Consider the following 21,463-nt stretch of genomic DNA (forward strand, 5'->3'; position numbering starts at 1 on the left):
CCGGCCCTCCTGATGGACATCTGCATGCTCAACTATCTGTGGTTCTTTCTCGCCGCGCTGTTCGAAATCGCCGGCTGCTACGGGTTCTGGATGTGGTTGCGCCAGGGCAAGAGCGCCTGGTGGATCGCACCGGCGTTGCTAAGCCTCGCGGTGTTCGCCCTGTTGCTGACCCGCGTTGAAGCGACCTATGCCGGCCGTGCCTACGCCGCCTATGGCGGCATTTACATCATCGCCTCCATCGCCTGGCTGGCCGTGGTGGAGCGGGTGCGCCCGCTGGGTTCCGACTGGATCGGCGTGGCGCTCTGCATGCTGGGTGCCAGTGTCATCCTCTTCGGTCCTCGCTTCTCGGGACCTTGAAAACGGCGCGGTTCGAGCCGTTTTTGCAGGAAGTTTCCGTCAGTTCCCAGAGTCTTGTTTGTAGGGGGTTACTGAATTCTCGCCCGTGTCTTGTGAACAGGAAACAGGCCGGGCATGGTCAAGGTCCAGACCTTCTTAAGGACAAGAACCATGCTCGTACTAAGCCGTGCCGTGGGTGAACTGATTTCCATCGGTGATGATATTTCCGTTCGTGTGCTGTCGGTCAGCGGCACCACCGTGCGGTTTGGCGTGGAGGCGCCGCGGCACATCGATGTTCATCGCTTCGAGATATACGAAAAGATCCAGAGAAAGAAGAGTCAGGTCGCCCGCAAGGCGTGTTCAGTCAAATAGGTGTTTGGGCACGTCGTGCTTGAGCATCAACTGACACTGCTCGCTCTCCGGGTCGAAAACGATCATCGCCTGCCCCTTGGTCAAGGCCTGCCTGACGCGTAGCACACGAGTTTCCAGGGGCGTGTCGTCGCCGTTGTCGGTGCCGTCGCGGGTCACGAAGTCCTCGATCAGGCGGGTGAGCGTGTCGACTTCGAGTTGGTCGTGGGGGATCAGCATGGGGTACCTCGGCTGGACAGTGTCGCAAATGCTACGGGCTATGAGCCCTTGCGGCTAGCCTTGGATTTGCGGCCTCTGTTTTGGCCACATCGCGAGCGGGCTCGCTCCCACAATGGATCTGCGTATGCGCGCCCTGTGGGAGCGAGCCTGCTCGCGATGACAATCTCCGGACAGTGAGAATCCTCCGTCAATTATCCGAACGCTGCCCCACCAGGCTATCCACCGAAGGCACCCGGGTATCGCTTTCCATCTGCGCATCGTGTTCGAGTTGGTGACTGAAGCGGTCCAGGGAGCCCTGGGCCGGTTGCGCATCGCTGGCGAACACCGGCGGGCTGAGGATATAGGCACCGAGCAGGCGGCTGAGGGCGGCCAGGCTATCGATATGGGTGCGTTCGTAGCCATGGGTGGCATCGCAGCCGAAAGCGAGCAGGGCAGTGCGGATATCATGGCCGGCAGTGACGGCCGAGTGGGCGTCGCTGAAGTAGTAACGGAACAGGTCGCGGCGTGCCGGCAGCTCGTTCTCCTTGGCCAGTTTCAGCAAATGGCGTGACAGGTGATAGTCGTAGGGCCCGCCGGAGTCCTGCATCGCCACGCTCACGGCGTGTTCGCTGGAGTGCTGGCCGGGTGCGACCGGGGCGATGTCGATGCCAACGAACTCGCTGACATCCCAGGGCAGCGCGGCGGCCGCGCCACTGCCGGTTTCCTCGGTGATGGTGAACAAGGGGTGACAGTCGATCAGCAGCTCTTCACCGCTGTCGACAATCGCCTTGAGCGCCGCCAGCAACGCCGCGACCCCGGCCTTGTCGTCCAGGTGGCGAGCGCTGATGTGGCCGCTCTCGGTGAATTCCGGCAAGGGGTCGAAGGCGACGTAATCGCCGACGCCCACCCCCAGGGTTTCGCAATCGGCGCGGGTGGCGCAATACGCATCCAGCCGCAGCTCAATGTGATCCCAACTGATGGGCATTTCATCCACGGCGGTGTTGAAGGCGTGCCCGGACGCCATCAAGGGCAACACGCTGCCGCGGATCACTCCGGTGTCGGTGAACAGGCTGACCCGGCTGCCTTCGGCAAACCGGCTGGACCAGCAGCCTACCGGCGCGAGGGTCAGGCGACCGTTGTCCTTGATGGCCCGCACCGTGGCGCCGATGGTATCCAGGTGGGCCGACACGGCCCGGTCGGGACTGTTCTTGCGACCCTTGAGGGTGGCGCGGATCGTGCCGCGGCGGGTCATTTCGAAAGGGATACCCAATTCTTCGAGGCGTTCGGCGACATAGCGCACGATGGTGTCGGTGAAGCCGGTCGGGCTGGGGATGGCGAGCATTTCCAGCAGGACTTTTTGCAGGTATTCGAGATTCGGTTCGGGGATTTTGCTGATCATGGAAACTCCTGAACGGTTGAGTATCCGATCGCTCCCACGCTCTGTGTGGGAATGCAGCCGGTGGCGCTCTGCGTCATCTGGACGCGGAGCGTCCCTTGAGGCATTCCCACGCGAAGCGTGGGAACGATCAGTCCACTACTGAGGGGTGTCAGATCACTCCCTGGCTATGGGGAAACAACAGGTCCACAAAGCGTTCGGCAGTGGGTTGTGGTTCGTGGTTGGCCAGGCCGGCGCGTTCGTTGGCTTCGATGAACACGTACTCGGGTTGATCGGCGGCCGGCACCAGCAGGTCCAGGCCGACCATGGGGATGTCCAGGGCGCGCGCCGCGCGTACCGCCGCATCGGCCAGGGTGGGATGAAGAATACCGGTGACATCTTCCAGGACGCCGCCCGTATGAAGGTTCGCGGTGCGTCGTACGAACAGATGCTCGCCGGCCGGCAGCACGCTGTCGTAGTCATACCCTGCGGTACTCAGTGTGCGCTGGGTTTCGGCGTCCATCGGAATCTTGCTTTCCCCTCCGGTGGCTGCCTGTCGTCGACGGCTCTGGGCCTCGATCAGGGCCCTGATGGTGTGCTGGCCGTCGCCGATGACTTCCGCGGGACGCCTGATCGCCGCGGCCACTACTTCAAAGTTGATCACCAGGATGCGCAGGTCGAGCCCTTCGTGAAAGCTTTCCAGCAACACTCGGCTATCGAACTGCCGGGCCGTTTCGATGGCGCTCTGCACCTCTTCGATGGTGCGCAGGTCCACCGCCACGCCCTGGCCCTGTTCACCGTCCAGCGGCTTGACCACCACCCGCTCGTGTTCATCGAGAAACGCCAGGTTGTCGTCGGCATTGCCTGCCAATTGTTGCGCTGGCAGGTTCAGGCCGGCGTTCTTCAGCACTTTATGGGTCAGGCTCTTGTTCTGGCACAAGGTCATGCTGATGGCGCTGGTCAGGTCGCTCAGGGATTCTCTACACCGTACCCGGCGGCTGCCGTGAATCAGGGTGAATAAACCGCCTTCGGCGTCGTCCACCTGCACTTCGATGCCCCGGCGATGCGCTTCCTCCACAATGATCCGCGCATAAGGGTTGAACTGTGCTTCCGGTCCAGGCCCCAGGAACAGCGGCTGATTGATGCCGTTCTTGCGCTTGATGGCGAAGGTCGAGAGGTTGCGAAAACCGAGCTTGGCGTAAAGGTTCTTGGCCAGGCGATTGTCATGCAGCACCGACAAGTCGAGGTAACTCAAGCCTCGGCTCATGAAATGCTCGATAAGGTGACGTACCAGCACTTCTCCGACACCGGGCCGTGCACACTGTGGGTCCACCGCCAGGCACCAGAGGCTGCTGCCATTTTCCGGATCGTTGAAAGCTTTCTGGTGATTGAGACCCATGACACTGCCGATGATCGCGCCGCTGTCATCGTCTTCGGCCAGCCAGTAGACCGGCCCGCCCTGATGGCGCGGCGTCAAGCGCTGGGGATCGACCGGCAGCATGCCTCGGGCCTGGTAGAGCTGGTTGATGGCTTGCCAATCGGTGTCGTTCTGGGCCCGCCGAATCCGGAAGCCGCGAAACACGCGCGTGGCTTGCCGATAGTCGCTGAACCAGAGGCGCAGCGTGTCGGAAGGGTCGAGGAACAATTGCGCCGGCTCCAGCCCCAGCACTTGCTGGGGGGCCGCGACGTAAAGGGCAATGTCACGCTCGCCGGGTTGTTCGTTGAGCAGCTCCCGACCCAGCGTCGCCGGGTCCGGAAAGGTATGGCCGATCAGCAGTCGGCCCCAGCCGCAATGCAACGCAATGGGCGCGGCACCCAGTTCGCTGCCGTCTACGGCCAGGCGCGCCTGCAAGCGTTCATACGAAGGCGCCTGGCCGCGCAGCAGCCGCTGGTTGTGAAGTGTCGTGTGGGGTTTCATCGATCAGATTCCTTGCTCGCTGAGCCACAGGTTCAGCGCCGCCAGTTGCCACAGCCGGGAGCCGCGTAGCGGGGTCAACTGACCGTTGGGGTCGGTGAGCAGGCGGTCGAGCATGGCCGGCTTGAACAGCCCGCGATCCTGACTCGGGTCCAGCAGCAATTCGCGGACCCAGGCCAAGGTGTTGCCCTCCAGGTGCTTGAGTCCCGGCACCGGGAAATAGCCTTTCTTGCGATCGATCACCTCGCCGGGAATCACCCGCCGGGCGGCTTCCTTGAGGACTTGCTTGCCGCCATCGGGCAGTTTGAATTTCGCCGGGACCCGCGCCGAGAGCTCAACCAGCCGGTAATCCAGAAACGGTGTGCGCGCTTCCAGGCCCCAGGCCATGGTCATGTTGTCGACACGCTTGACCGGGTCGTCCACCAGCATCACGGTGCTGTCCAGGCGCAGGGCCTTGTCGACGGCGGCATCGGCACCCGGTTGAGCGAAGTGCTCCTTGACGAAATCACCGGCGGCGTCGTTGGCGGTCAGCCATTTCGGCTGCACGGTGGCGGCGTATTCCTCGTAGCTGCGGTCGAAGAACGCGGCGCGGTAGGCCGCGTAGGGATCGCTTGCACCATCCACTTGGGGATACCAGTGATAACCGGCGAACAATTCGTCGGCACCCTGGCCGCTTTGCACCACTTTGCAGTGCTTGGCCACTTCCCGCGACAGCAGGTAAAAAGCGATGCAGTCGTGGCTGACCATCGGCTCGCTCATGGCACGGAAAGCCGCCGGCAGTTGCTCGATGATTTCTTTTTCGTCGATGCGCAGTTGGTGATGGCGGGTGCCGTAGTGCTTGGCGATCAGGTCCGAATACTGGAACTCGTCACCCCGTTCGCCGCCGGCATCCTGGAAACCGATGGAGAACGTGGACAGGTCTTCCACGCCGACTTCACGCAGCAAACCCACCAGCATGCTTGAGTCCACGCCACCGGAAAGTAGCACCCCCACATCCACGGCGGCCCGCTGGCGAATGGCAACGGCTTCTCGGGTGCTGTCGAGCACGCGGTCGATCCAGTCTTCCAGGTTCAGGTCCTGCTCATCGGCCCGTGGGCCGTAGGGCAAGGTCCACCAGGTTTTCTGCTCGACACTGCCATCGGCTTCAACTCGCATCCACGTGGCTGGCGGCAGTTTTTCAATACCGGCCAGCAGGGTACGGGGCGCCGGGACCACGGCATGGAAATTCAAGTAGTGGTTGAGAGCGACCGGGTCGAGCACCGGGCTGATGTCGCCGCCCTTGAGCAGGGCCGGCAGCGCTGAGGCAAAGCGCAGGCGCTGGCCAGTGCGCGAGAGGTACAACGGTTTGACGCCGAGACGGTCGCGGGCGATGAACAGGCGTTTGGCGTCGCGTTCCCAGATGGCGAAGGCGAACATGCCGTTGAGCTTGGGCAGCAGCGCTTCGCCCCAGGCGTGATAGCCCTTGAGCAACACTTCGGTGTCGCCACCGGAACAAAAGGCGTAGCCCAACGCTTCCAGCTCGGCTCGCAGTTCCGGGTAGTTGTAGATCGCGCCGTTGAAGGCCAGGGACAGGCCCAGTTGATTGTCGATCATCGGCTGAGCCGAGGCATCGGACAAGTCCATGATCTTCAGGCGTCGGTGGCCCAGGGCAATCGGGCCCTGGCTATGGAAACCCCACGCATCGGGGCCGCGAGGGGCCAGGTGATGGGTCATTCGCTCTACGGCCGCAAGGTCCGCAGGTTGTTGATCGAAACGTAACTCTCCAGCTAATCCGCACATAAGTCCTTACCGGTTTTTCCGTTGGGGAGGGTACGCGCCGAAATGGCGGGTACCCTGGAACTGACCGATGGGATTGCCGTGAGTTTTAGATCGATGCGTTATAAGGCGACGGGTGGGGGCGGGTTGGCGGGATGGCGTAGGGCCTTTGTGGGAGCGAGCCTGCTCGCGATGGCGGCGGCATGGTCAACATTAAAGCCAGCTGATCCACCGCCATCGCGAGCAGGCTCGCTCCCACAGGTTTGGCGGTGGGCGTTCAGCTGCGTCAGGCCTTGCCGCGAATCAGCGCCCGTAGCGCAAAGCGATTCGGATGGCAGGCCTCGGCCACGCTCCGGGGCAAGGGCAAAGGTTCGTTGTCCAGCCAGGCGGCGATCAGTTCGCCGGACAGTGGCGCGGTGATCAGGCCGCGGGAGCCATGACCGCTGTTGACGTACAGGCCATCGAGCCAGGGGCAGGGGGTGTCCGGGACCTGGCGGGCATCTTTGCTCAGGGCGTGATACGCCTCGGTAAATGCCCGGTTGTCCGCCAACGGCCCGACAATCGGCAGATAGTCCGGGCTGGTGCAACGAAACGCCGCACGGCCTTCGAGCTGCTCCGGATCCAGGAGGCCGGCGTCCAGGCGGTCCACCAGGTCGAGAGAGATTTCTTCGAGCATTTGCAGGTTGCCGGCATGTTCGGCGGCGGTGGGTGTCAAGTCATCGCTCTTGAAGTCGAAACTGGCCCCCAGCGTATGTTCGCCCATTCGCGGCGGGGCCACGTATCCCTCCGCGCAGACCACCGTGCGCAGGCTCTGGCTGCGGGCCGTCTGCGGCAGGCGGGTGATTTGCCCGCGTATGCGCTTGAGGGGCAGGTCGGCGGCTGCTTCGAAACGTTTTATCTCGGCAGCGCTAGCCAGGATCGCCACCGGTGCGCTGGCCAGGCAGCGCTCACCACCCCAGGCTTGCCACTGGCCGTCGACGCGGCGCAGATCCAGCACTTCACGGTGAGGCAACACCTCGATCGACGAGCCCGAGGCCTGCCAGCGGCACAGCGCCGGCGGATGTACCCAACCCCCTTCAGGGTAGAACAGACCGCCACAGGCCAGGCCGATGCCGGACAGCGCCTCGGCTTCGGGTTGCTCCAGTGTGTGCAGCAGATCGGCCGGGAACGCGGCGGCCAGTTGCGCCTGGCGCTCGGCTTCCTTGTAGTTGAAGGCCAACTGCAGGATACCGCAGCCGTCCCAGTCCATGCCCCGCTGCAGGTGTTCCAGCAAGCGCCGCGTGTAGCCGAAGCCGCTGAGGATCATCTGCGACAACGCCGTGCCGTGAGCGGAAAGCTTCAGGTACAACACCCCCTGGGGGTTGCCGGACGCTTCCTCGGCCAACCCGGCATGCCGCTCCAGTAACGTCACCTGCCAGCCACGGGCCGCGAGGCTCGCCGCGCTGGCGCAACCGGCCAGGCCACCGCCGATCACCAGGGCCCGGCGTTCGCCGGTGAGCGGAGCGGGGCGGGCATACCAGGGTTTTGCCGGAAGGGGGGCGGCCTGCTCCTGTGATTCCGGCCAGCCAAGGAACACGCCCCGCAGGATTTCCCATTTATGCCCGATGCCCGGCGTGCGCTTCATCTTGAAGCCCGCCGCGTTCAACAATCGTCGCACCCAACCGGTGCTGGTGAAGGTGCTCAGAGTGGCGCCAGGCGCCGCCAGCCGGGCCAGTTCGGCGAACAGCTCGGCGGTCCACATGTCGGGGTTCTTGGCTGGTGCGAAACCATCCAGGAACCAGGCGTCGATGTGTCCGTCCAGCTGTGGCAACTGTTCCAGGGCGTCACCGATCATCAGCGTCAGCGTCACCCGTCCGCCCGCCAGTGTCAGGCGCTGGAAACCTTGATGGATCGCGACGTATTGCTCAAGCAATTGATCGGCCTGAAGCTTGAGGGACGGCCACAGGGCAAGGGCCCGGTGCAGGTCTTGAGGGCTCAGGGGGTATTTTTCGACGCTGACAAAATGCAGTCGCGCCCCGGCGGGTGCGCGTTGCTCGAATAACTGCCAGGCACACAGAAAGTTCAGCCCGGTGCCAAACCCGGTCTCACCGATCACCAGCCGCCCATGGTCCGGCAACGCGGCGAAGCGCTCGGCCAGGTTGTTCTGTTCAAGAAACACATAGCGGGTTTCTTCCAGCCCCGACTGGTCGGAAAAATACACATCGTCGAACACCCGGGAACGGGGCAGACCCTGGTCATCCCAGTCAAGTTGGGCGTGGTGCTGTACGGGGGGCATGGCAGGCTCAGTTAAATCCGGGACGCTATTCTAGCCCGAGGCTGGGTAACTGCGCAGGAGCTCCTACACATCGCGGTATCCAATCCGCTAGTCTTGCCCCAATCCCTGGAAGGAGCTGCCTATGTTCGAATCCGCCGAAATCGGTCATGCCATCGATAAAGACACCTTTGAAGCCGAGGTGCCGGCGCTGCGTGAAGCACTGCTCGAAGCCCAGTTCGAGTTGCATCAGCAGAGCCGCTTCCCGGTCATCGTGTTGATCAACGGTATCGAGGGCGCGGGCAAGGGTGAGACGGTGAAGTTGCTCAACGAGTGGATGGACCCGCGGCTGATCGAAGTGCGCACGTTCGACCAGCAGACCGACGAAGAACTGGCGCGGCCGCCGGCCTGGCGCTATTGGCGGATGCTGCCGGCCAAGGGGCGCATGGGGATTTTCTTCGGCAACTGGTATAGCCAGATGCTTCAGGGCCGGGTTCATGGCGAGTTCAAGGACCCTCGGCTCGATCAGGCGATCAATGCCGCTGAGCGCCTGGAAAAAATGCTCTGCGATGAAGGCGCGCTGATCTTCAAGTTCTGGTTTCATCTGTCCAAGAAGCAAATGAAAGCCAGGCTCAAGGGGCTCAAGGATGACCCGCTGCACAGTTGGCGCATCAGTCCGCTGGACTGGCAGCAATCCCAGACCTACGACAAGTTCGTCAAGTACGGCGAGCGGGTGTTGCGCCGCACCAGTCGCGATTATGCGCCGTGGCATGTGATCGAGGGCGTGGACACTTATTATCGCAGCCTCACGGTCGGCAGGATCCTGCTCGAAGGCATGCGCCAGGCACTGGATCGGCCGGCGATCAAGCCGGAAAAGGTCAGCGTGGCACCGCTGCCGGTGTTGGATGACCAGGTGACCCTGATTGACAGCCTGGACATGACCCAGCGGCTGGACAAGGACGACTATGAGGAACAGCTGATCACCGAGCAGGCCCGGTTTGCCGGCTTGTTGAGGGACAAACGCATGCGCCGGCACGCGCTGGTGGCCGTGTTCGAAGGCAACGATGCGGCGGGCAAGGGCGGAGCGATCCGGCGGGTCGCGGCGGCGCTCGATCCACGCCAGTACAGCATTGTGCCAATCGCCGCGCCCACTGAAGAAGAGCGTGCCCATCCCTACATGTGGCGGTTCTGGCGGCATATTCCGGCGCGGGGCAAATTCACCGTATTCGATCGTTCCTGGTATGGCCGGGTATTGGTGGAGCGGGTCGAAGGCTTCTGCAGTCGGGCCGACTGGCTGCGGGCCTATGGCGAGATCAATGATTTCGAGGAGCAGATTGCCGACGCCGGCGTGGTAGTGGTCAAGTTCTGGCTGGCCATCGACAAGGAGACCCAGCTCGAACGCTTTCAGGAACGCGAGGAAATCCCCTTCAAGCGCTTCAAGATCACCGAGGACGACTGGCGCAACCGTGACAAGTGGGACGCCTACCGGGCGGCGGTGTGCGACATGGTCGACCGCACCAGTACCGAGATATCCCTCTGGACCCTGGTAGAAGCCAATGACAAGCGTTGGGCCCGGGTCAAGGTGTTGCGCACCCTCAACGAGGCGCTGGAGGCCGCGTTCAAGCGCAGCGGGAAGTAACGGGCGATGAGGTCGCATATGCGGGGTGAATGATTGTCGCAGTCGGTTATGAGGTGGATTTATGCTCGATCCATCTTGACCGCCTACAACAATGAGGAACCGCCATGCGAGAAGTAGTGATCGTCGACAGCGTACGGACCGGCCTGGCCAAGTCGTTTCGCGGCAAGTTCAACATGACCCGCCCGGACGACATGGCGGCCCATTGCGTCAATGCGCTGTTGACGCGCAACGACATCGACCCGGCCAGCGTTGAGGACTGCATCGTCGGTGCCGGCTCCAACGAGGGGGCTCAGGGCTACAACATCGGCCGTAACGTGGCGGTGCTTTCCCACCTGGGCATAGGCACCGCCGGCATGACCCTCAACCGCTTCTGTTCCTCGGGCCTGCAAGCCATCGCCATTGCCGCCAACCAGATTGCGTCCGGGTGCAGCGAGATCATCGTCGCCGGTGGTGTGGAGTCCATCAGCCTGACGATGAAAAGCGTCAACACCGATCACCTGATCAATCCGCTGCTCAAGGATCAGGTTCCAGGCATCTATTTCCCCATGGGCCAGACCGCCGAGATCGTCGCCCGCCGCTACCGGGTCAGCCGCGAAGCACAGGACCGTTATGCGTTGCAGAGCCAGCAACGCACTGCCCGGGCCCAGGCGGCCGGGTTGTTCGATGACGAGATCGTACCGATGGCGGTCAAGTACAAGGTGGAGGATAAGAACACCGGTGCGGTGCAGATTCTTGACGGCGTGGTCGGCCGCGACGATTGCAACCGCCCGGATACCACCTACGAAAGCCTGGCCGGCCTGAAGCCGGTGTTTGCCGAAGACGGTTCGGTGACGGCGGGCAACTCATCGCAACTGTCCGACGGTGCCTCGATGACCCTGGTGATGAGCCTGGAAAAAGCCCTGGCGCTCGGACTCAAGCCCAAGGCGTTTTTCCGCGGCTTCACCGTGGCCGGTTGCGCGCCGGACGAAATGGGCATCGGTCCGGTGTTCTCGGTGCCGAAACTGCTCAAGGCCAAGGGCTTGCGGATCGCCGATATCGATGTGTGGGAACTCAACGAGGCGTTCGCGTCCCAGTGCCTGTACAGCCGTGACCGTTTGGAAATCGACAATGAAAAATACAACGTCAATGGCGGCTCGATTGCCATCGGCCATCCGTTCGGCATGACCGGCTCGCGCCAGGTCGGACATCTGGTGCGGGAGCTGCAACGGCGCAACCTGCGCTACGGCATCGTGACCATGTGCGTGGGCGGCGGGATGGGGGCGACGGGGTTGTTCGAGGCTGTGCGTTAAACACGAAGCCGAGGAAAGACACTATCTGTGGCGAGGGGATTTATCGAAACGTCGCACCGCCCCGCTGGGCTGCGTAGCAGCCCCACCGCCGTTGACTCAAGCAGTCTGATCCACCGAGTTGCCTGGTTTTGGGGCTGCTTTGCAGCCCAGCGGGGATAAATCCCCTCGCCACAGGTCTGGGTAATCCTTTGTCAGCTGGCGATCTCAAGCGCCTTCTGCATCCGCTCGATATACGCCGCGACCTCTTGCTCCGCGGCCTCACGACTGGCAAACGGTCCTTCCTGGGTTCCTTCTCGGGTACTGAAATAGAATTCACCGTTTATCCGGCAGATCCGGTCACTGGGAAAGACCATCGCAGGGGCGAGGTCTTGGGCGCGTTTGCCAAGCATGGGGGCTCCAAGAAGCATCGAAATCGGTTGAGTGAAGTTTATGCGGTAGCGTCAACTGGCGCTTGGTCAGGCGATAGGCGGCAATGTGCCATCCCTCCTTTCCGCAATGACCTTTGAACTGTTAGTGCCCAACTGTCCCTGTGTTGCAGGGCCATCTCCCCCTAGAATAGTCGCTCTTTTCGTGAGCCTCGGGGATTGCATGCACATTTCGTCCGGTCGCTGGGTCTACGGCCTGTTCCTCGCCTTGTTGACCGCTCTGTTGTGGGGAATCCTGCCGATCAAGCTCAAGCAGGTGCTGCAGGTGATGGATCCGGTCACGGTGACCTGGTTTCGCTTGCTGGTGTCCGGCGGCTTGCTGTTCATCTACCTGTCGGCCACCCGACGCCTGCCCAGCCGCAAGGTGCTCGGTTCGCGTGGCGGCTGGTTGGTGGCAATGGCGGTGCTGGGGCTGGTAGGCAACTATGTGTTGTACCTGATGGGCCTGAATCGCTTGAGCCCCGGCACCGCACAACTGGTGGTGCAGATGGGGCCTATCCTGCTGCTGGTCGCCAGCCTGTTTGTGTTCAAGGAACGTTTCAGCCTGGGGCAGGGGATCGGCCTGTTGGTGCTGCTGATCGGCTTCACGCTGTTTTTCAACCAGCGCCTCGCCGAATTGCTGACGTCCCTGAGCGAATACACTGCCGGGGTCTTGATGGTGTTGCTGGCGTCGGCGGTCTGGACGTTCTATGCCCTGGGCCAGAAGCAGTTGTTGACGGTGTGGAATTCGTTGCAGGTGATGATGGTGATCTACCTGTTCTGTGCGTTGCTGCTCACGCCGTGGGTCCATCCGTTGGAAGCACTGCAACTGAGCCCGCTGCAAGGCTGGCTGTTGTTTGCCTGCTGCCTCAACACCCTGATTGCCTACGGCGCCTTTGCCGAGGCCCTGGCTCACTGGGAAGCCTCGCGGGTCAGCGCGACCCTGGCGATCACGCCGCTGGTGACCTTCGCGGCGGTGGCCGTGGCTGCCTGGTGGTGGCCCGACTATGTGCATGCCGAGCAGATCAATCTGCTGGGGTATGGCGGGGCGGTGCTGGTGGTGGTGGGATCAGCGCTGGTGGCGTTGGGGCCTTCGCTGATTGCCGGGCTGAGGGCCCGGCGTGAGCGGTTGGCTGTGGAGCGGTAGCGGCCTGCAGGTGACAGTGATGTGAGTCGACCGGCCTCATCGCGAGCAGGCTCGCTCCCACATTGGATCTTCAGCGTATGCAAATCCCGGGTTCGACCGGGATCCCTTGTGGGAGCGAGCCTGCTCGCGAAGGCTCACTTCCTGTCAACCAGAGTTCAGCCCTGGCTACCGGCTTCCAGCATGTTTTCCGGCCGCACCCAGGCATCGAACTCCTCGTCGGTCAGATAGCCCAACTGCAGTGCTGCCTCGCGCAGGGTCAGCCCTTCGTTGTAGGCTTTCTTGGCGATCTCGGCGGACTTGTCGTAGCCGATATGCGGGTTCAACGCTGTCACCAGCATCAACCCACGCTCCAGGTGCGCCGCCATCTGCTCGCCATCGGGCTCGAGCCCGGCGATGCAATGTTGCTGGAAGTTGCTGCAGCCATCGGCCAGCAGGCGGATCGATTGCAGCAGGTTGTGGATGATCACCGGCTTGAACACGTTCAACTGCAAATGGCCCTGGCTGGCGGCAAAGCCAATGGTCACGTCATTGCCCATGACCTGGCAGGCCAGCATCGACAAGGCTTCGCACTGGGTCGGGTTGACCTTGCCAGGCATGATGGAACTGCCCGGCTCGTTGGCCGGCAATTTCACTTCGGCGAAGCCGGCCCGAGGTCCGGAGCCCAGCAGGCGCAGGTCGTTGGCGATTTTCATCAGGGTCACGGCCAGGGTTTTCAGTGCGCCGGAAAGCGTGGTCAGGGGCTCGTGCCCCGCCAGTGCCGCAAACTTGTTCGGCGCGGTGACAAATGGCAAACCGGACAGCGCCGCGAGTTCGGCGGCAATCGCTTCGCCGAAGCCGTGGGGCGAGTTGAGCCCGGTGCCGACCGCCGTGCCGCCCTGGGCCAGTTCGCAGACCGCCGGTAGCGCGGCACGGATCGCCCGTTCGGCGTAGTCGAGCTGGGCAATGAAGGCTGACAATTCCTGGCCGAACGTGATCGGCGTGGCATCCATCATGTGGGTGCGGCCGGTCTTGACCAGTTTCAGGTGGCGCGCGGCCAGTTCCGCCAGCCCGCCGGACAGTTCGCTGATGGCCGGCAACAATTGCTTGTGGACGGCTTGCACGGCGGCGATGTGCATGGCGGTAGGGAAGCAGTCGTTGGAGCTCTGGGAGCGGTTGACGTGGTCGTTGGGGTGCACCGGGGTCTTGCCGCCGCGGGGGTTGCCCGCCAGCTCGTTGGCGCGCCCGGCGATCACCTCGTTGACGTTCATGTTGCTCTGAGTGCCGCTGCCGGTCTGCCAGACCACCAGCGGGAACTGGTCGTCATGCTGGCCGTCCAGCACTTCGTCGGCGGCCTGTTCGATCAGTCGAGCGATGTCGGCGGGCAAGTCGCCGTTGCGGTCGTTGACCCGCGCGGCGGCTTTCTTGATCATCGCCAGGGCATGCAGCACCGACAGCGGCATGCGTTCGTTACCGATGGCGAAGTTGATCATGGAACGCTGTGTCTGGGCGCCCCAGTAGGCGTCCTCCGGGACTTCAACCTGGCCAAGGCTGTCGGTTTCGATACGGCTCATTGGGTCAAACTCCTGATAGGTCTGAATGCGCAGTTTAGGCCCTGTCGGGCGGTACCGGTTCCGTCAATCTAGGGGCGGTCGGTTCGGTCCGTCAATCGGGACCGGCAAGCACCGGGGTTGAGGCCTGGCGTTTTTTAGGCGCAGAATGGTCGCCCTTGGGGTTTTACCTCGCCAGTTAGATAAGGAAACTCGATGACCCGTCTTCGCGCCATCTGTACCGCAGTTGCTCTGGTGTGTGCCAGCGGCCCTGTTCTCGCCGATACCGCCAGCCACAACGCCAGCGCCGAAGCGTTCCTGACCTTGGCACACGCTGACAAACTGGGCACCCCGGTGTACATGCAGGTGCAACAGATGTTTGCCCAGCGCTTCGAGCAGACCAAGGCTCCCGAGTCGAAAAAAGCCACCCTGGAAACCTACCAGGCCAAGGCCAATGCCGCGCTTGACCAGGCCATCGGCTGGAGCAAGCTCAAGCCGGACATGGTCAAGCTCTACACCACCAACTTCAGCGAGTCGGAGCTCAAGGACCTGGTGGCTTTCTACCAGTCACCCCTTGGCAAGAAAGTCCTGGAAAAAATGCCGCAGCTGACCCAGCAGTCGGCCCAACTGACCCAGGCCAAGCTGGAAAGCGCCGTGCCAGTGGTCAACAAGCTGCTGGCGGACATGACCGCCGAGCTTGAGCCCAAAGCTGCTGCCCCAGCCAAGAAAAAGCCGTAAGCGGAGCCCGGTATGAGCATGCAACAACGCATCGAATCGACCCTCGGCCTCCTGCAGCCCGAGCACCTGCAAGTGCTGGATGAAAGCCACATGCACAGCCGTGGGCTACAGACCCACTTCAAGGCGGTGGTGGTGAGCCGGCAATTTGAAGGACTGAATCGGGTCAAGCGCCACCAGAAGGTCTACGGCACGCTGGGTGAGCTGATGGGCGAATTCCATGCGTTGGCGCTGCACACCTACACCCCCGAAGAATGGGCACAGATCGATGCCGCCCCGGCTTCGCCGACCTGTGCCGGTGGCAGCAAGCACTGATCGGCGTGGCGAAGGATTTATGTAAAGCCCCGACGTCGAAGTCCTGCAACCCATGAGTTTTTGTTAGAATTCGCACGCGCCGCTTACCCGGCGCGTTTTTTTTGCATCCGGTTCACCCTTTACGAGGGTAGCCACCTGGAGAAATACCCATGACACAACCCATTGTCGTGGCGGCACTGTATAAGTTCGTCACCCTGGAAGATTACGTCGAGCTGCGTGAGCCCTTGCTCAAGGCGATGCTCGATAACGCTATCAAAGGCACTCTGCTGATCGCCGAAGAAGGCATCAACGGCACGGTCTCCGGTACCCGTGAAGGCATCGACGGCTTGCTGGCCTGGCTCAAGAACGACCCGCGGATGATCGATATCGATCACAAGGAGTCATACTGCGACGAGCAGCCGTTCTACCGCACCAAGGTCAAGCTCAAGAAAGAAATCGTCACCCTCGGCGTCGAAGGCGTGGATCCGAACAAGCAGGTCGGCACCTATGTCGAACCCCAGGACTGGAACGCGCTGATCAGCGATCCGGAAGTGTTGCTGATCGATACCCGTAACGACTACGAAGTGTCTATCGGGACATTCGAAGGCGCAATCGATCCCAAGACCACCAGCTTTCGCGAGTTTCCCGACTACATCAAGGCCAACTTCGACCCGGCCCGGCACAAGAAGGTCGCGATGTTCTGCACCGGCGGCATCCGCTGTGAAAAAGCTTCCAGCTACATGCTGAGCCAGGGCTTCGACGAGGTTTTCCACCTCAAGGGTGGCATCCTGAAATACCTCGAAGAGGTTCCCCAGGAAGAAACCAAATGGCGTGGCGACTGCTTTGTGTTCGATAACCGCGTGACCGTTCGCCACGATCTCAGCGAAGGCGACTACGATCAATGTCATGCGTGCCGTACACCGGTGAGCCTGGAAGATCGCGCTTCGGAGCACTACGTGCCGGGCATCAGTTGCCCGCATTGCTGGGACAAACTGAGCGAGAAGACCCGTCGCAGTGCGATCGACCGGCAAAAGCAGATCGAATTGGCCAAGGCTCGCAACATGCCGCACCCGATCGGCTACAACTATAAGCAATCATCCTCCGAGGCCTGAACCATGCCGCCACGTCTGCTGTATGTCATGGACCCGATGTGTTCCTGGTGCTGGGGCTTCGCACCAGTGGCCGAAGCATTGGTCGAGCAGGCGCGGGCCCAGGGCGTGGAGCTGCACCTGGTGGTGGGCGGGTTGCGTACGGGCAGCGGTTCGGCCCTGGAGCCCACTACCCGGCGTTACATCCTCGAGCACTGGCAGGCTGTCACCCAGGCCACCGGCCAGCCCTTCAAGCTGGAGGGCGCGTTGCCGGACGGTTTCGTTTATGACACCGAGCCGGCCTGCCGGGCTGTGGTGACGGCCCGGAGCCTGGCGCCGGACCTGGCCTGGAAGCTGCTCAAACTGATCCAGCAGGCTTTTTATGTGCAGGGTCGCGACGTGACCCATGCCAGCGTCCTGGTGGAACTGGCCGAACAGGCCGGACTGCCACGCATCGAGTTTGCCGCGGCGTTTGACAGTGCCGATCAACATGCGGCCACTGCCGCGGATTTCACGTGGGTGCAGGATCTCGGCATTGCCGGGTTCCCTACGCTACTGGCCGAGCGCGAGGGCCAATTGGCCCTGCTCACCAACGGTTACCAACCCCTGAGCCAACTGTCACCACTGCTTGGCCGCTGGCTGGAGCGTGCGGCCTGTGCCTGACCTGCCGGATGGCACCTCGGAGCCACAGCGCGTCGATCGATTGAGCTGGGCGGAAATCCGTCGCCTGGCCCTCAAACACAAGAAAGCCCTGTGGATTGCCAACGGCGTGGCGGTGCTGGCGACGCTTTGTAGCGTGCCGATCCCTTTACTGTTGCCATTGTTGGTGGATGAAGTGCTGCTAGGGCGTGGCGACGCCGCCCTGAAGGTGATGAACCACGCCTTGCCGACGGGGTGGCAAACGGCTGCGGGCTATATCGGCTTGATGCTGCTGGCGACCTTGACCCTTCGGTGCGGCGCGTTGCTGTTCAACGTGTTACAGGCGCGTTTGTTTGCCAGGCTCGCCAAAGACATCGTCTATCGCATCCGTGTCCGTCTGATCGAGCGCCTCAAACGTATTTCCCTGGGGGAATACGAAAGCCTGGGCAGCGGCACCGTGGCCGCGCACCTGGTCACCGACCTGGACACTCTCGATAAATTCGTCGGCGAAACCCTCAGCCGTTTCCTGGTGGCGATGCTGACGCTGGTGGGCACCGCCGGCATCCTGATGTGGATGCATTGGAAACTGGCGCTGCTGATCCTGTTGTTCAATCCGCTGGTGATCTATGCCACGGTGCAGTTGGGCAAGCGGGTCAAGCACCTCAAGAAGCTGGAGAACGACAGCACCTCGCGCTTCACCCAGGCATTGACCGAAACCCTGGACGCGATCCAGGAAGTGCGCGCCGGGAACCGTCAGGGTTTTTTCCTCGGTCGCTTGGGTCAGCGCGCCCGGGAGGTGCGTGATTATGCGGTCAATTCCCAGTGGAAAAGCGATGCGTCGGGCCGCGCCAGTGGCTTGCTGTTCCAGTTCGGCATCGACATTTTCCGTGCTGCGGCGATGCTCACGGTGCTGTTTTCCGACCTGTCCATTGGCCAGATGCTGGCGGTGTTCAGCTACCTCTGGTTCATGATCGGTCCGGTGGAGCAGTTGTTGAATCTGCAATACGCCTATTACGCGGCGGGCGGTGCGTTGAGTCGGATCAACGAACTCCTGGCCCGGGCCGACGAACCTCAGTACACCGGCGGTGTCGACCCGTTCAAGGGCCACGATACTGTGGGCATCGACATCCAGGGCTTGAGCTTCGGCTATGGCGAGGAACTGGTGCTCGACCAGTTGAACCTGTCCATCTCACCCGGCGAAAAAGTCGCCATCGTGGGGGCCAGCGGTGGCGGCAAGAGCACCCTGGTGCAGCTGTTGTTGGGCCTGTATACGCCGCAGTCGGGCAGCATCCGGTTTGGTGACGCCACGCAGCAGGAGATCGGCCTGGAAACCATCCGTGAAAATGTCGCGGTGGTGCTGCAGCATCCTGCCTTGTTCAACGACACGGTGCGGGCCAACCTCTCCATGGGCCGCGACTGCAGCGACGAGGCCTGCTGGCGGGCATTGGCCATTGCCCAGCTCGATACCACGGTGCGCGCGTTGCCCCTGGGGCTGGAGAGTGTGGTCGGACGTTCCGGGGTGCGGCTGTCCGGTGGGCAGCGTCAACGCCTGGCCATTGCCCGCATGGTATTGGCCGAGCCGCGGGTGGTGATCCTTGACGAAGCGACCTCCGCACTGGACGCCGCCACCGAGTACAACCTCCACCAGGCCCTGGCGCGTTTTCTGAGTGGACGCACCACGCTGATCATTGCCCACCGGTTGTCGGCCGTGAAACAGGCCGACCGGGTATTGGTGTTCGATGGTGGGCGAATCGCTGAAGACGGCGACCATTTGCAATTGATTGCCGAGGGCGGCCTGTACGCCCGACTCTATGGTCATTTGCAACAGATACAGCAGCCTTGAGTTTCCTGTGATTTTCTGCGCTTAGTATCCAAAAAAATTAGCCAAATGCCCCGATTTATTCGAATTTCCATCCAAAGCCTATAGATCCTTCGATCCAACCATTCCAAGGATCGAAAACTGGCCTAGGCTCTGAAATCAGGAGCGGATTTCTCCCGGGTGCTCATCGGCAATGCCTGTGCAAGGGACCTCATGAAGCAAAAGCGGACTCTCGGAACGCCTCGTTTGTTGGGCATCGTCTGGCCCTTCATTGCCGTTGTGCTATTTCAGGCATTGCTCGGAGGCGTCAGTCTCTACGTATTATCAGCCGTTCGTGGCTATGTCGCGGGGGAAAGCCTCTGGTCCAAGGGGCAGAAGGACGCCATTTATTACCTGAATCTCTATGCCGACAGCCGCGACGAATCGATTTTCCGTAAATATCAGCAAGCCATTGCCGTGCCCGAGGGCGGTCACGACTTGCGGGTGGCGCTGGATCGACAGCCGCCTGACCTGGAAGCGGCACGGGCGGGCATCCTTCAAGGGGGAAACCACCCGGACGACGTGCCCAGCCTGATCTGGCTCTATCTGAATTTCCGTCACTTCAGTTACCTGGAAGAAGCCATCGATCTCTGGACGGTGGGCGACGGCTATCTGATCGAGCTGGATAACGTTGCCCGGCAGATGCACGACAGCATTGCCGAAGGGACTGCTTCAGAGACCGATATCCGCGGCTGGAAGGCGCGGATCTTTGCCATCAACGACTCCGTTACCCCGGCAGCCAAGGCTTTCAGCGACGAGCTGGGCGAGGGATCGCGCTTTATCCTGCGCCTGTTGCTGGTGACCAACTTCGCCACAGCACTTGGGCTGATTGTCCTGGCCTTGTTGCGTACCCACAAACTGCTGACCCAGCGACAGGTGTTCGCCAATGCCTTGCAACTGGAGAAGGAGCGGGCGCAGATCACTTTGCAGTCCATTGGCGACGGGGTCATCACCACCGACGTCGAAGGTGCCATTGCCTACATGAATCCCGCTGCCGAGGCGATGACCCACTGGAAGGCCGAACACGCCACCGGACTGCCCTTGGCCGCGCTGTTCAACCTGATCGACGACAATGCCCAGACCGAAGGCCTGACGCTGATCGAACACATTCTCAGCGGTCGGCTCGGTGGTGGCAGCGAACATTCCAAACTGATCCAGCGCCTGGACGGCAGCACGGTGTCGGTGACCCTGGTGGGGGCGCCGATCCGCCATGCGGGCAAGGTCAGCGGCGCCGTCCTGGTCCTGCACGACATGACCCAGGAGCGCCAGTACATTGCCAACCTGTCGTGGCAGGCTACCCATGATGCGCTGACCGGCCTGGCGAACCGCCGGGAATTCGAGTACCGGCTCGAGCAGGCCTTGCATAACCTGACGCGCCAGGTCGGGCGCCATGCCTTGATGTTCCTCGACCTGGACCAGTTCAAGCTGGTCAACGATACCTGCGGCCATGCGGCGGGTGACGAATTGTTGCGGCACATCTGCGCGTTGCTGCAATCGGGCCTGCGGGAAAACGACACCCTGGCCCGGTTGGGCGGCGATGAGTTCGGTATCTTGCTGGAGAACTGTTCGCCGGAGGCCGCGGAGAAGATCGCTGAAGGTCTGCGCCAGACCGTGCAGAATCTGCACTTTGTTTGGAAAGGGCGGCCATTCGTCACCACCGTGAGCATTGGCCTGGTGCACATCGCCCAGAACCCGACCACCCTGGAGGCGTCCCTGCGCGCCGCCGACATGGCCTGTTACATGGCCAAGGAGAAGGGTCGCAACCGAGTCCAGGTCTACCATGCCGACGATTCGGAGTTGTCCCTGCGTTTCGGTGAGATGGCCTGGGTCCAGCGCTTGCACATGGCCCTGGAGGAAAACCGCTTCTGCCTCTATGCCCAGGAAATTGCCGCGCTGGGGCCAGGTGACCATGGTGGCGGGCACATTGAGATCCTGTTGCGCTTGCATGATGAAGCCGGGCGGATGATTCTGCCGGACAGCTTCATTCCTGCGGCGGAGCGCTATGGCCTGATGACGTCCCTGGACCGTTGGGTGGTGGAGAATGTCTTCAGAATCATCCGCCAGTGCCTGAACGATTCGCGGCAGGGCCCAATGGCCATGTGTGCGATCAATCTGTCAGGCACGACTATCGGAGATCAGGCATTCCTCGACTTCCTGCGTAAACAGTTCGCGGCGTATTCGATTCCGCCGGAAATGATTTGTTTTGAAATTACAGAGACCAGCGCTATTTCGAATTTGGGCAGCGCCATTCGCTTTATCAATGAACTCAAGAGCTTGGGTTGTTACTTCTCGCTGGATGACTTTTGCGCCGGAATGTCTTCATTCGCTTACCTGAAACATTTACCTGTAGACTTCCTGAAGATCGACGGGAGTTTCGTAAAGGATATGCTGGACGACCCGATTAACTGTGCAATGGTCGAGGTGATCAACCACATCGGCCACGTCATGGGTAAGCGCACCATTGCCGAGTTTGTGGAAACTGCCCAGATCGAGCAGGCATTGCTGGAGATTGGAGTGGACTACGCTCAGGGGTATGTCATCGAGCGCCCGCAGTTGTTTACCTGTGACACGTTGCAATGCAGGCCGGCCCGGCCCCAGCCGTTGTTATTCAAGGCCCCCGGCACGTTCCGCTGAGCCTCTTGTTG

The 21,463-nt window shown here is 61.8% G+C and carries 18 protein-coding genes; 11 read left to right on the forward strand and 7 right to left on the reverse strand.

Features of this window, described 5'->3' with window-relative positions; translation table 11 throughout:
• Positions 1-24: 24 nt before the first annotated feature.
• Both PCOSP_RS08620 and csrA read left to right on the forward strand, forming a co-directional pair.
• Entirely contained in the window at positions 25-357 is a 333-nt protein-coding gene (locus tag PCOSP_RS08620; RefSeq protein ID WP_139647154.1) for a YnfA family protein, read from the forward strand.
• A gap of 150 nt (positions 358-507) precedes the next feature.
• Positions 508-708, forward strand: a complete 201-nt coding sequence (csrA, locus tag PCOSP_RS08625) for a carbon storage regulator CsrA (RefSeq protein ID WP_139647152.1) — start codon at positions 508-510, stop codon at positions 706-708.
• Here csrA and PCOSP_RS08630 read toward each other — a convergent pair.
• The 5 genes from PCOSP_RS08630 to mnmC form a co-directional block, all read right to left on the reverse strand.
• Positions 697-924, reverse strand: a complete 228-nt coding sequence (locus PCOSP_RS08630) for a YheU family protein (RefSeq protein WP_024778700.1) — start codon at positions 922-924, stop codon at positions 697-699. The two genes, csrA and PCOSP_RS08630, sit on opposite strands and share 12 nt — an antisense overlap.
• A gap of 187 nt (positions 925-1,111) precedes the next feature.
• Positions 1,112-2,302, reverse strand: coding sequence for an osmoprotectant NAGGN system M42 family peptidase (locus tag PCOSP_RS08635; RefSeq protein WP_139647149.1), 1,191 nt, complete (start codon positions 2,300-2,302; stop codon positions 1,112-1,114).
• 148 nt (positions 2,303-2,450) lie between these two features.
• On the reverse strand, positions 2,451-4,196 hold the full coding sequence (gene ngg / locus PCOSP_RS08640) for an N-acetylglutaminylglutamine synthetase (protein WP_464710844.1): 1,746 nt from the start codon (positions 4,194-4,196) through the stop codon (positions 2,451-2,453).
• Positions 4,197-4,199: 3 nt separating this feature from the next.
• Positions 4,200-5,972 carry an N-acetylglutaminylglutamine amidotransferase gene (locus tag PCOSP_RS08645; protein ID WP_464710845.1) on the reverse strand — a complete coding sequence of 591 codons (1,773 nt, stop codon included), beginning with the start codon at positions 5,970-5,972 and terminating at the stop codon, positions 4,200-4,202.
• Between the two features lie 262 nt (positions 5,973-6,234).
• Positions 6,235-8,223: a bifunctional tRNA (5-methylaminomethyl-2-thiouridine)(34)-methyltransferase MnmC2/FAD-dependent 5-carboxymethylaminomethyl-2-thiouridine(34) oxidoreductase MnmC1 gene (gene mnmC / locus PCOSP_RS08650; RefSeq protein WP_464710846.1), complete on the reverse strand. Its 1,989-nt coding sequence runs from the start codon at positions 8,221-8,223 to the stop codon at positions 6,235-6,237.
• A 121-nt stretch (positions 8,224-8,344) separates the two neighbouring features.
• Between mnmC and pap the strand changes: the two genes are divergently transcribed.
• Complete coding sequence (gene pap, locus PCOSP_RS08655) at positions 8,345-9,838, forward strand: polyphosphate:AMP phosphotransferase (protein WP_139647140.1); 1,494 nt, start codon at positions 8,345-8,347, stop codon at positions 9,836-9,838.
• A gap of 104 nt (positions 9,839-9,942) precedes the next feature.
• Positions 9,943-11,127: a thiolase family protein gene (locus tag PCOSP_RS08660; protein WP_464710848.1), complete on the forward strand. Its 1,185-nt coding sequence runs from the start codon at positions 9,943-9,945 to the stop codon at positions 11,125-11,127.
• 191 nt (positions 11,128-11,318) lie between these two features.
• Here the strand turns inward: PCOSP_RS08660 and PCOSP_RS08665 are convergent, their stop codons facing one another.
• Positions 11,319-11,516 carry a DUF6316 family protein gene (locus tag PCOSP_RS08665; RefSeq protein ID WP_041024548.1) on the reverse strand — a complete coding sequence of 66 codons (198 nt, stop codon included), beginning with the start codon at positions 11,514-11,516 and terminating at the stop codon, positions 11,319-11,321.
• A 199-nt stretch (positions 11,517-11,715) separates the two neighbouring features.
• On the opposite strand from PCOSP_RS08665, the gene PCOSP_RS08670 reads away from it, so the two are divergent.
• On the forward strand, positions 11,716-12,678 hold the full coding sequence (locus tag PCOSP_RS08670) for a DMT family transporter (RefSeq protein ID WP_139647136.1): 963 nt from the start codon (positions 11,716-11,718) through the stop codon (positions 12,676-12,678).
• Positions 12,679-12,833: 155 nt separating this feature from the next.
• Here the strand turns inward: PCOSP_RS08670 and PCOSP_RS08675 are convergent, their stop codons facing one another.
• Complete coding sequence (locus PCOSP_RS08675) at positions 12,834-14,228, reverse strand: class II fumarate hydratase (protein ID WP_139647134.1); 1,395 nt, start codon at positions 14,226-14,228, stop codon at positions 12,834-12,836.
• Between the two features lie 192 nt (positions 14,229-14,420).
• On the opposite strand from PCOSP_RS08675, the gene PCOSP_RS08680 reads away from it, so the two are divergent.
• The 6 genes from PCOSP_RS08680 (at position 14,421) to PCOSP_RS08705 (ending at position 21,452) form a co-directional block, all read left to right on the forward strand.
• The gene (locus PCOSP_RS08680; RefSeq protein WP_175385938.1) at positions 14,421-14,942 is read left to right on the forward strand and encodes a DUF2059 domain-containing protein; all 522 of its coding nucleotides are present in this window, start codon (positions 14,421-14,423) and stop codon (positions 14,940-14,942) included.
• Between the two features lie 12 nt (positions 14,943-14,954).
• On the forward strand, positions 14,955-15,254 hold the full coding sequence (locus tag PCOSP_RS08685) for a BolA family protein (RefSeq protein ID WP_041024552.1): 300 nt from the start codon (positions 14,955-14,957) through the stop codon (positions 15,252-15,254).
• Positions 15,255-15,403: 149 nt separating this feature from the next.
• The gene (gene trhO / locus PCOSP_RS08690; RefSeq protein ID WP_139647130.1) at positions 15,404-16,345 is read left to right on the forward strand and encodes an oxygen-dependent tRNA uridine(34) hydroxylase TrhO; all 942 of its coding nucleotides are present in this window, start codon (positions 15,404-15,406) and stop codon (positions 16,343-16,345) included.
• A 36-nt stretch (positions 16,346-16,381) separates the two neighbouring features.
• Complete coding sequence (locus tag PCOSP_RS08695) at positions 16,382-16,984, forward strand: DsbA family protein (protein ID WP_175364076.1); 603 nt, start codon at positions 16,382-16,384, stop codon at positions 16,982-16,984.
• Positions 16,977-18,803, forward strand: a complete 1,827-nt coding sequence (locus PCOSP_RS08700; protein ID WP_464710850.1) for an ABC transporter ATP-binding protein — start codon at positions 16,977-16,979, stop codon at positions 18,801-18,803. The genes PCOSP_RS08695 and PCOSP_RS08700 overlap by 8 nt, the downstream gene beginning before the upstream one ends.
• 189 nt (positions 18,804-18,992) lie before the next feature.
• Positions 18,993-21,452: an EAL domain-containing protein gene (locus PCOSP_RS08705; protein ID WP_464710851.1), complete on the forward strand. Its 2,460-nt coding sequence runs from the start codon at positions 18,993-18,995 to the stop codon at positions 21,450-21,452.
• The last annotated feature ends 11 nt before the right edge of the window (positions 21,453-21,463 follow it).

This window comes from Pseudomonas sp. MAFF 730105, from assembly GCF_055380705.1.

Excerpts from the sequence above, each read along its gene's own strand:
- trhO (WP_139647130.1), top strand. The coding sequence starts at position 15,404 with ATGACACAACCCATTGTCGTGGCGGCACTGTATAAGTTCGTCACCCTG.
- PCOSP_RS08665 (WP_041024548.1), bottom strand. The coding sequence starts at position 11,516 with ATGCTTGGCAAACGCGCCCAAGACCTCGCCCCTGCGATGGTCTTTCCC.
- PCOSP_RS08635 (WP_139647149.1), bottom strand. The coding sequence starts at position 2,302 with ATGATCAGCAAAATCCCCGAACCGAATCTCGAATACCTGCAAAAAGTC.
- ngg (WP_464710844.1), bottom strand. The coding sequence starts at position 4,196 with ATGAAACCCCACACGACACTTCACAACCAGCGGCTGCTGCGCGGCCAG.
- PCOSP_RS08695 (WP_175364076.1), top strand. The coding sequence starts at position 16,382 with ATGTGTTCCTGGTGCTGGGGCTTCGCACCAGTGGCCGAAGCATTGGTC.
- PCOSP_RS08660 (WP_464710848.1), top strand. The coding sequence starts at position 9,943 with ATGCGAGAAGTAGTGATCGTCGACAGCGTACGGACCGGCCTGGCCAAG.
- csrA (WP_139647152.1), top strand. The coding sequence starts at position 508 with ATGCTCGTACTAAGCCGTGCCGTGGGTGAACTGATTTCCATCGGTGAT.
- PCOSP_RS08685 (WP_041024552.1), top strand. The coding sequence starts at position 14,955 with ATGAGCATGCAACAACGCATCGAATCGACCCTCGGCCTCCTGCAGCCC.
- PCOSP_RS08680 (WP_175385938.1), top strand. The coding sequence starts at position 14,421 with ATGACCCGTCTTCGCGCCATCTGTACCGCAGTTGCTCTGGTGTGTGCC.
- PCOSP_RS08675 (WP_139647134.1), bottom strand. The coding sequence starts at position 14,228 with ATGAGCCGTATCGAAACCGACAGCCTTGGCCAGGTTGAAGTCCCGGAG.
- PCOSP_RS08705 (WP_464710851.1), top strand. The coding sequence starts at position 18,993 with ATGAAGCAAAAGCGGACTCTCGGAACGCCTCGTTTGTTGGGCATCGTC.
- PCOSP_RS08670 (WP_139647136.1), top strand. The coding sequence starts at position 11,716 with ATGCACATTTCGTCCGGTCGCTGGGTCTACGGCCTGTTCCTCGCCTTG.
- PCOSP_RS08620 (WP_139647154.1), top strand. The coding sequence starts at position 25 with ATGCTCAACTATCTGTGGTTCTTTCTCGCCGCGCTGTTCGAAATCGCC.
- pap (WP_139647140.1), top strand. The coding sequence starts at position 8,345 with ATGTTCGAATCCGCCGAAATCGGTCATGCCATCGATAAAGACACCTTT.
- mnmC (WP_464710846.1), bottom strand. The coding sequence starts at position 8,223 with ATGCCCCCCGTACAGCACCACGCCCAACTTGACTGGGATGACCAGGGT.
- PCOSP_RS08645 (WP_464710845.1), bottom strand. The coding sequence starts at position 5,972 with ATGTGCGGATTAGCTGGAGAGTTACGTTTCGATCAACAACCTGCGGAC.
- PCOSP_RS08630 (WP_024778700.1), bottom strand. The coding sequence starts at position 924 with ATGCTGATCCCCCACGACCAACTCGAAGTCGACACGCTCACCCGCCTG.